This is a genomic window from Rhodospirillaceae bacterium, from assembly GCA_018660465.1.
Classification (GTDB): Bacteria; Pseudomonadota; Alphaproteobacteria; order Rhodospirillales; family JABJKH01; genus JABJKH01.
In genome coordinates, this window is the sequence record JABJKH010000050.1 from 1 (window position 1) to 9,039 (window position 9,039).

At 50.5% G+C, this 9,039-nt stretch carries 10 protein-coding genes and 1 pseudogene; 7 read left to right on the top strand and 4 right to left on the bottom strand.

What is annotated here, in order from left to right; genetic code table 11:
• Positions 1-196: 196 nt before the first annotated feature.
• The 3 genes from HOM51_07815 to HOM51_07825 all read right to left on the bottom strand — a co-directional run bounded on the left by HOM51_07815 (position 197) and on the right by HOM51_07825 (position 1,573).
• The gene (locus HOM51_07815; GenBank protein MBT5034412.1) at positions 197-442 is read right to left on the bottom strand and encodes a hypothetical protein; all 246 of its coding nucleotides are present in this window, start codon (positions 440-442) and stop codon (positions 197-199) included.
• A 65-nt stretch (positions 443-507) separates the two neighbouring features.
• Positions 508-816 (bottom strand): helix-turn-helix transcriptional regulator, encoded by a 309-nt coding sequence (locus HOM51_07820; protein MBT5034413.1) that lies wholly within the window; start codon positions 814-816, stop codon positions 508-510.
• A 394-nt stretch (positions 817-1,210) separates the two neighbouring features.
• Positions 1,211-1,573 (bottom strand): hypothetical protein, encoded by a 363-nt coding sequence (locus HOM51_07825; GenBank protein MBT5034414.1) that lies wholly within the window; start codon positions 1,571-1,573, stop codon positions 1,211-1,213.
• Positions 1,574-1,775: 202 nt separating this feature from the next.
• On the opposite strand from HOM51_07825, the gene HOM51_07830 reads away from it, so the two are divergent.
• The 6 genes and pseudogenes from HOM51_07830 (at position 1,776) to HOM51_07855 (ending at position 7,668) form a co-directional block, all read left to right on the top strand.
• A complete protein-coding gene (locus HOM51_07830) occupies positions 1,776-2,483 on the top strand; it encodes a hypothetical protein (protein ID MBT5034415.1) in 708 nt (235 codons plus the stop codon).
• 43 nt (positions 2,484-2,526) lie between these two features.
• Positions 2,527-3,294: a cupin domain-containing protein gene (locus tag HOM51_07835; protein ID MBT5034416.1), complete on the top strand. Its 768-nt coding sequence runs from the start codon at positions 2,527-2,529 to the stop codon at positions 3,292-3,294.
• A gap of 81 nt (positions 3,295-3,375) precedes the next feature.
• The gene (locus HOM51_07840; protein ID MBT5034417.1) at positions 3,376-4,830 is read left to right on the top strand and encodes a sulfatase-like hydrolase/transferase; all 1,455 of its coding nucleotides are present in this window, start codon (positions 3,376-3,378) and stop codon (positions 4,828-4,830) included.
• A 35-nt stretch (positions 4,831-4,865) separates the two neighbouring features.
• Positions 4,866-5,888: a D-glycerate dehydrogenase gene (locus HOM51_07845; GenBank protein ID MBT5034418.1), complete on the top strand. Its 1,023-nt coding sequence runs from the start codon at positions 4,866-4,868 to the stop codon at positions 5,886-5,888.
• Positions 5,889-6,002: 114 nt separating this feature from the next.
• Entirely contained in the window at positions 6,003-6,905 is a 903-nt protein-coding gene (locus tag HOM51_07850) for an alpha/beta hydrolase (protein ID MBT5034419.1), read from the top strand.
• A gap of 166 nt (positions 6,906-7,071) precedes the next feature.
• Positions 7,072-7,668 (top strand): annotated as a pseudogene (locus tag HOM51_07855) (2OG-Fe(II) oxygenase).
• Here the strand turns inward: HOM51_07855 and HOM51_07860 are convergent.
• Entirely contained in the window at positions 7,665-8,636 is a 972-nt protein-coding gene (locus HOM51_07860) for a hypothetical protein (GenBank protein MBT5034420.1), read from the bottom strand. The pseudogene HOM51_07855 and the gene HOM51_07860 sit on opposite strands and share 4 nt — an antisense overlap.
• A gap of 111 nt (positions 8,637-8,747) precedes the next feature.
• Here HOM51_07860 and HOM51_07865 point away from each other — a divergent pair.
• Positions 8,748-9,039 (top strand): hypothetical protein (locus HOM51_07865; protein ID MBT5034421.1); only part of this gene is annotated, 292 nt, incomplete at its 3' end.

The window sequence follows — 9,039 nt, forward strand, 5'->3', positions numbered from 1 at the left end:
AAAGTATGCTGTGGACGAACGCCCATGGAGACATTGCTGGACGGAAAAAAAATCTGGAAGGAAAAATCCTTGAACAGGATTTAACCTGACAGACACCGCCTGAAAAACTGGTAACTGTCAGGTCGGGTTTGAATTAGTACAACTTAGGCGTTGTGCCGGAATTGTTGATTAACAATGATTGCTTTTCGGGAAAAAATTAGTGTGTGGCGCTCTGTTTTTTGTTTTCCAACTGTTCTTGCCGAGATATTTCCTCCATCTTCTTAACCTTACTGAACATGACCTGCATGGCGCGTTTTCGTTGTTCGGTGGCTTTACGGATGTGCTCAACTTCAGCTTCCTTTAACTCGACCGACATAGTTCGAGCCTTATGCATCGAAATCAAAGCAGTTATCAATCCACCTACTGCCAAGAATAATGCAGCAGCACCAATTGCAATTTCCATGATTGCTCTCCTATTGTTCGATTTAGCCTAAACGTGCCGTGCATCACGAACCACGGCGAGTGGGACTACCGTTTCTTCTTCTTTGATGCAGGTCCAAACAAGCCTTTATATGTATATGGATCGTAGCACTTGAGCATTTCCTTCACGAACTCTGCCAGATTCACATCAACAGCCTTGGCATAAGCCTCATATAGATTAGGTGGTATCCGTCCAGCGCCGTTCTCAATTTGACTGATGAACGTATAATACTTGAAACCAGATGCCTCAGCCAAATCCCTCTGGGTTAAACCTACTGAGTTCCGTAGTTTCTTTAAATATCTTCCACCTTGCTTCCGTAGCTTCTGCGATGCTTCTTTGGTAACACCCTTTGGCATTTGATCGTCCCCACAAATAAATATTTAATTACATGCGATAGTATTTGGGGAGTGTTTGTATGAATACTAGTTAAATTTAACCTGGGAGGTGTGAGGCAAAGGTGGCGTGGTACAAAGTCTCATCCATCAGGCGTCAATTTCCGGCAATTGGTTGATTGAACGGGAGGGGGCTGCAAACGTGTGTAATTCCTGTGTAAACGTGCACAGAATGTTATCGAATTACACAGATAATTGACCCGCCAACCAAGCCCAAAATATACCACTAAGTCATTGTTTCTTTGCAATAAAATAACGGTTCAGAACAAGTTAGAGTATCTCGATAAAGGACTTAAAATCTGTCGGGCTCACGCCCATGCCGGTTCAAGTTCGGCCGTCCGCACCATCCACCCTCTCCTCAATTATGAGCCTTAAAGTCCCTTAGCAGTCTCGCCATGGTTTGTTCGGCGTTTTCTAGTTCAGTGGAACCGGGTTGGGCCGCCAAGGTTTTTGTTGGGGTTGGCAAGGTATCTGCTGCCGCTGGCTGGCAGATTTTGCCTTTTGTTAGGCTGCGGTGGAGGGCACAGTCTTTCTCAGCAATTCCTGAAATCAGGTGATCCGTCGTGCTTTTGCCGGATGCAAGGTAACTGATCCCGTCGATTGCGAATGTGGAGATCGATACGGCAGGGGGGATGACGGCGCATCCAGATAAAATAAGAATGGCAACAACGCCGAAGGCGAATGAGAACCGCTCAACCGAGCGGGCAATAAGATTAGTCATTTTGATGATATGCTTTCTGTGTGAATTGAAAGCAGCGAATATCACACAGCTGTATGCGGCGATACTGTCATTTCGACATATCACCTATTGGTTCAGTGCGGGGCTTGGAAAATCACGCGTACCGTAATATTTTCCGATTTGTCGATTGGCTTGTAGAATGATCATGCGACCAGTCTCTAATTGAAACGCGAGCGGGGAAGCCATGAGAATAATATTTTTGATAATTAGCATTGCTTTTGTTGGGGCCGGAGACGCGGTCGCGCGCCAACTGGTGGTCATAAAATCATCAAGCCCCTCGTATAGCGTCGGAAAAATCTTAGATCAGGCACAGGCGCTCAATCTTAGTGCGGGTACGGACCTGACAGTTGTTGAGGAAGACGGAAAGGTGACGAAATTGACCGGACCTTTTTCGGGGGTTTTGAGCAAAAATAATGATGACCCATCGGCGCGCATTGACGGTCGCATGATCACGACGTTATCACGCCTTGTAAGCAAGGAAAGTGACGGAAGGGCTTCGATCGGCAAAATGCGCTCAGCTCCTGGAAAAGGTTCCAACGATCCGTGGGTCATTAATCTCAGACGGTGGGGAGATCATTGCGTACAAGCAGGCAAAGCACGATTTTGGCGGGTGAAGTCGCCGAAAAAAGCAAAATTCACAATTCGGGAAAACTGGCGCGGTGGAAAGTTAGCAATCGCGAGGTGGCCGCGTAAGACAGCAGAAATTAAATGGCCGAAAAAATTGCCATTGAGCGATGGCGCAAAATATAGAGTAAAAATTTCAGGGCGTCCAGCGAAGGTCATTACAACACACCTGATGCCAAATGACCTTCCTACTCCGGCCCATACGGTGGCCTGGATGTCCGAAAACGGCTGTGAAGAACAAGCACTCAATCTTTTGAAAACCCTTTAGCAGAATTCGTAAATTTCTGTGCATTAGGAGTCACAAGACACCCATGACCATCACTGTCATTCACACCCAAGACGTCACGCCAGAGCGCATGGAAGAGCGCGATGGCTGGGCGATTTCAGAATTTCGCTTGCCGATCACGGGGAAGACCGGCAGTGCGACGACGGTGTTTCATTCGATCTTCCGGCCCGGATCAACCCACGCCAAACACCTGCACGATGTTAGTGACGAGATCGCCGTGTATCTGTCGGGCAAGGGAGTTGTCGGGCAAGGTGATAGTCGGGCAGAGGTTTCCGGCGGGCATTGCCGCCTGATGCCAAAAGGCTCAGAACATTTTTTCTATAACGAGACCGAAGATGAAGATGCGCGGGTGATCGGATTCTACATGAACGCCCCCAGCGTCGCCGGTACGGGCTATAAGTTCTGCGGCACGGCGACGCCTGAAGACATCGCCCAACCCCGCGACGGTCTTAACGATGGTATCCTCGTGCACCTTCAAGACCTGAATTTTGTCAGTTGGAAAGAGGCTGAGGTTCGCGCTCCCATCGGTAGCCATAACGGCAGTCCAAATGCGTTGCTTCACATCACGTTGCAGCCCGGAAAATCCATCGCTGTGTGTCAGTTCAGCACTGCCGAAGCGATCTATTACATCGAAGCTGGCGAAGGCAAAATCACCCCTGAGCAGGACATCCATCCGGACAGCTTCGCCTTCGTTCCCAAGGGTATTGCGCATGATGTACAGAACACCGGCGAGTCGGTACTGGAAATGTTCTTGGTTCTAACGGGCGCTGGGAGTCTTGAGGAAGCAGTCTAATACCAACCATTTGCACGTTGGCGGCATTTGCTTACTCTACAGAGCAATATAAAGAGGCCAAAATTACCGGAGGAGAGGTCTATGGCGAAGCCCAATGTTCTTTATATCATGTCCGATCAACACCAGCAGAAGGCGTCCGGGTGCTATGGCCATGATTTTGCCAGGACACCGAACATTGATGGATTAGCGGCGCGCGGAACACGCTATACGACAGCTTATACAAATTCACCAATTTGCGTGCCGGCCCGTGCTACATTGGCGACCGGGCGCTATGTGCACGAAACACATTACTGGGATAATTCCCATGGTTACGAAGGTCGGGTGAAAAGCTGGCACCACATGGCGGGAGAGCAAGGCATCGGTGTGACATCGATTGGTAAGTTGCACTTTCGCTCCGACGATGATCCGGTTGGCTTCGAAAACTCAATCATTCCGATGAATATCGATGGCGGCGTCGGCGACGTTCGGGGCTGCGTAAAACGACCCATGGCAGCGCCGTTGGTCAGGAGCAAAACGGCAGAGCGCATTGGCCCCGGCGAGTCGCCTTACACTAAGTATGACCACGATATCATGGAACAGACCTGCGCTTGGCTGAAAGAGAAGGGGGCAAAGAAGACCGACAAGCCCTGGACGCTGATGTGCTCGTTCGTGTGTCCTCATCCGCCGCACATTGCGCCGCAAGAATTTTATGACATGTACGATAAGGTGGATATGCCGATACCGAAGGAGAGCGATCCTGATGCGCCGCTCCATCCCTGGATCCATCTGTTGCAACGGTCACGCAATCACGAGGATTTTCTGACACCGGAAACAAAGCGGATCTTGATGGCGTCCTATTATGGCTGTGTGACCTACCTGGATTCCAATATCGGCAAGGTTCTGGCGGCACTCGAAGAAGCCGGACTGCGGGATAACACCATCGTCATCTATGCCTCCGATCACGGCGAAAACTTAGGCGCTCGTAAGTTGTGGGGTAAGAATTGTATGTACGAGGAGTCGGCTGCGGTTCCTCTGATCATTTCGGGTCCCGGCGTGCCAGAGAGGAAAGTTTCGAGCACGCCTGCGACGCTCGTCGACATCGGCCCAACAGTACTGGATATTATTGGCCACCGCGAGATTGCGGGGCAGGAAAATTTAGCAGGGAAGTCTCTGATTGAGCTCTCTAATGCGCCTAGCGATCCTGATCGTGTGGCGTTTAGTGAATTTTATGCCTCCGGCTCGGACCGGGCTTCGTATATGATCCGCAAGAGGAATTTCAAGTACATCCATTATGTCGGCTACGACCCTGAACTGTTTGATCTCGAAAAAGACCCTGATGAACTAAACAACCTGGCAGGCGATGATGGGCATGCGGGCGTCATCTCCGAATATCAAAATATTCTAAAAGCCATGCTCGATCCTGATGAAATGGATGAACTGGCCTATCGCGATCAATGCGCCTTGGTAGAAAAACATGGTGGGCGCGAGAAAGTCTCCGCCAAAGGTGCTATTCAAGGCTCGCCCGTGCCTGGCGACAAAGCAGAATACCTGAGCTAACACGTCGCTAAATTTCAAGATAAGGAAAATAATTAATGACTAAAATTTATGTCCCCCAACCGATCCCTGAAGTCGCCGCCGCCAAGCTTGCTACACTAGGCGAGGTGACGACGTATCCGCATGTTGATCATCAAATTCCGGAAGATAAATTGATAGAGGCTGTGCGGGATCAAGACATTCTGTTTGCGGTTGGCGAGGTTCCTTACAACGCGGCGGTCATTAATGCGGCCAAGGACCTACAATTTATCGGTGCCATGCATGGCTCGGCAAAGTTCGTGGATTTTGCCGCAGCGACGGCGAAAAACGTACCAGTAGCTGGGAACCCTAAACTAACGGCTCGGACCACGGCTGAATTCACCTTTGCTCTACTGATGTCGACGGCGTGGCGATTGCCGGAGGCAGATACCTTCCTGCGGGAGGGCAAATGGCGACAAAATCAATCCATGGCCTTCATGGGCACGCGGCTTTATGACAAGAAGCTGGGGATTGTCGGCATGGGCCAAATTGGTCAGATGGTCGCCCGTAAGGCCTCCGGTTGCGATATGAAAATCCTCTACACCAAACGTACCCGTCTCAGTGCGGCCGAAGAAATTGCCATCGGATCGGCTGAATACCGTGGCATTGAAGATTTGTTCATGGAGTCGGACTTTATTCTTTTAACCCCCTTGCTCACCAAAGAAACCAAGGGGCTCGTCGGCGAGCGTCTGATCTCCATGATGAAGCCGAGCGCTATTCTGGTGAATACGTCGCGGGGGCCGGTTTTGGACGAAGTGGCGTTAGAAAAAGCACTCAGGGAAAAACGCATCAGAGGGGCAGCGCTGGACGTCTACCAGACCGAAGTTCCTGAACCCAATCCAGGTCCAATTGAAGGATTGAAATCTCTCCCAAATGTCGTTCTGACCCCGCATATGGGCAGTGCAGCACGCGAGACACGAGAGGAGATGGCGTTGTACGCGGTTAAAAACATAGAGCTGTTCTTGGCTGGCGAGCGTCCGTTCAATGTCTTCAATCCAGAGGTCTATGGCGAAGCGGCGCGGGTGGATGAGCGTATTGGGTGACTAAGCGTACGCAAAAAAATGTCCCAAAATTCTATATGGCGGACATTTTGCTTGGCAGTAAGACCGTAAAGCAAGATATTGCGAATGATGATTAAACAACGTGGATCAATTTTTATGTTATATCTTTTTCGGTGCTCGGCGGTCGCCATAATCTATTTCTGTTTTTTAACAGGGCCCGCCGACGCGGCGGAAGTAACGACCACCCATAAAAATTTAACCCTGAATGGTCGTCTGATGACGGCTGAGGGTAAGTCCTTAAAAGACGGCGTGGTTCTTCTGACCCACGGCACGCTTGCTCATAATCGTATGGAATTGATTGAGACCCTGCAGAAGGGGTTGAAGGAACGGGGCCTGACCTCGTTGGCGATTTCGTTAAGCCTCGGCCTGACGAAGCGTACGGGGATGTACGACTGCAAGGTTCCCCATCGCCATAGACACGAAGATGCACTTGATGAAATCGGTATTTGGCTTAACTGGTTAAAAGCTCAAGGGGCGGGCGATATCGTCCTCATGGGCCATTCACGGGGCGGAAACCAAACGGCTTGGTTCGCTGCTGAACGCGCGCCAAGTGAAGTAAAGCGGGTGGTTTTGCTTGCTCCTGCGACTTGGAATGCTGAACGCCGTGTCGCTGGATTCAAAAGGAGTCATAAGCAGCCCCTGCAGCCAGTCCTTGATAAAGCAAAGAAACTTGTTGCTGCGGGCAAGGGTGATCAGATGCTCAAGAAGATTGGCGTACTTTATTGTCCGGGGACGGACGTTAGTGCCAAGTCATTTGTATCTTATTACAAGAATGAACCCCGGTTCCATTCACCCAACCATTTATCAAAGATCAAGGTTCCGGTTCTGGTTATCGCCGGGGCGGAAGATAAAGTCGTTCGGGGGCTGCCCAAACTGGTTAAGCCTTTAGCGGACGGCAAGAAAGTCTCGCTTAAGGTTATCGCTGAAGCAGGACACTTTTTCCTCGATTTCTTTGCTGAGGATGTCGCCGATGCGGTTGCTGAATTCGTTGCGCCCTAAAGAGAATTAGAAAGAAAAATTGACGTCGATCAACAAAGCACATATGTGAATACGCTATGTTCCTCACATAAATTGTCTTTCAACAATCGAATTAGGCCCCATGGCTTCCTTTTCCAGCAATCAAGCGACGTTCCTTTCCAGCCTTCAGTCCTCTGAGGGAGAGAGAGAGCCTTACAATCATTGGAATCTGGATAACGTTCTGGATGACGATGTCATTGAGGGTATTCTTGCGTTGCCGATTGATATCCCCCGTGTGGATTATGATGAAGGTCAGCGCGCGTCCAACAACGACGTCCGGGGGTATTTCGATACCGGGCGGCGTGAAGAATTTGATATTTGCAGTGTTGTATCGGAAACGTTTCAGAGCGCAGAAACAATCAATGCTTTGGAAGACAAGTGTGGAATTGATTTAACCGGCAGCTATCTGCGTTTGGAATACGCCCAGGATCATGACGGTTTTTGGCTCGAATCGCACAAGGATATCTCGGTTAAACTATTTAGCATGTTGATTTACCTGAACCCCTCACCGGATGATGAAGAGTGGGGAACCGATATTTTTACTGGCCCGGAACTCTCTGACTACTACGGCACCGCGTCACATGCGGCGAATCGGGCTTTTATTTTTATCCCAGGTGCAAATTCATGGCATGGCTTTCGGCCCAACAAAATCACCGGCGTTCGTCGTTCGCTGATCGTTAATTTCGTGACCGACGAATGGATGAACCGTCACGAACTCGCTTATCCGGATCAGCCGGTCGGTTAATTTTCTCGGGCTCTTATTTTCTCCAAGACTAAGCGAGCTGCCTCCTGGGTGCAGGTCAGTGGCTGGTAGGTCCAATCTTCTAGCTGACCCGTAAAGGGCCGGGTGATCCCTTCGTTTCTCAGGCCCTCGTGGAATTTGGCAAAGCGATCATTGCCGCCTTCAAGATCAATGATGTGGACTGGCTTGCCGGTGGCGCAAGCTTCCGAGACCATGGAGGCCGAATCGGATGTTACCAGGATATAATTAGCCAGCCCCAGCATCGCGAAGTAGGGGTTTTCGCCTTCACCACTCCACAACATGCAATTTGGGCCACTCAGTTTGTTCTTTAGAATCGCCGTGTTTTCATCGCCGGTGCGGCGTGACGTTGTAACCGCAAGCCCCACCCCCATGTTCTTTGAAAGCGCGAGAAGCTGATCTGCTAATTCCGCTGTTGCCCGGCGGGTGAGCTTGTGCGCGCTGCTGTTGCCACCAATTACGACGCAGACTAACGGGCGCGGTAGATCGGCAAATAGCGGTGCCATTCGGCCCGCTTCTTCGGATAACTTCTCAGGCGTTATGCGGTGGATCGATGCACGCGTCGGGTGAACATTAGGTCCCGTCAGGCCATCGTGACGCGGCGGTAACACGAGATCAAAATAGCGGTTGGGCACCAACGGGTTTTGGACATGGACTGTGAAAGTTTTTCCAGCGCTCAACCTTCGTACAGCGATGGATGCCGCAACACTCCGCCGCCCGCAAGTGATCATCAGGTCAGGCCAAGGCGGGGTAAGCGTATCGGCGTCAGATGAAAGCCCCATAAGCGCAAAAGGGGTTAGGTGGCCCGGCAGCCAGCTCCAGGGACTGCGAAGGCGGATGGATTTTTGCTGCACGGTGAAACCCACAGCCTCAGCCAGCCCCATGACTTGGCTGACCATACCGGCCTCACCGGTACTGACGGCCCAGCAAATTTTGTTTTCATTTTGATTCATGTCACTGGTGTATGGGTAGCATAAGATAGATTCAGTTCACTAGCCGATTATTATTTCTCTGTTGTGCATATTCGTTATAAGGGTAGATAGGTAAAAACAAGCAGCGTTGCCATGGCCAATCAAATATCTAAAGACCAAAGCCTTCTCGATCATACACCGGGAGATGGCCCGAGACCCGATCAAACCTTTACCAAGGTTTGGGGCGGGCATGCACTCGACCTACGTTTGACGGTTCCTTGGCTGTTCGGCGGGTTTTATATGGTGTTTCTGGCGGGCAAGGAACGTCGTCCAAAAGATCGCCGGAAATCCGAAAGTAAGGAACGCAAACTTTTTACCTCCGGCAATCTGATGTTCTTGATCATGCTGATCATTTGGACAGGGGCTGCTGGCTATGTGATATGGA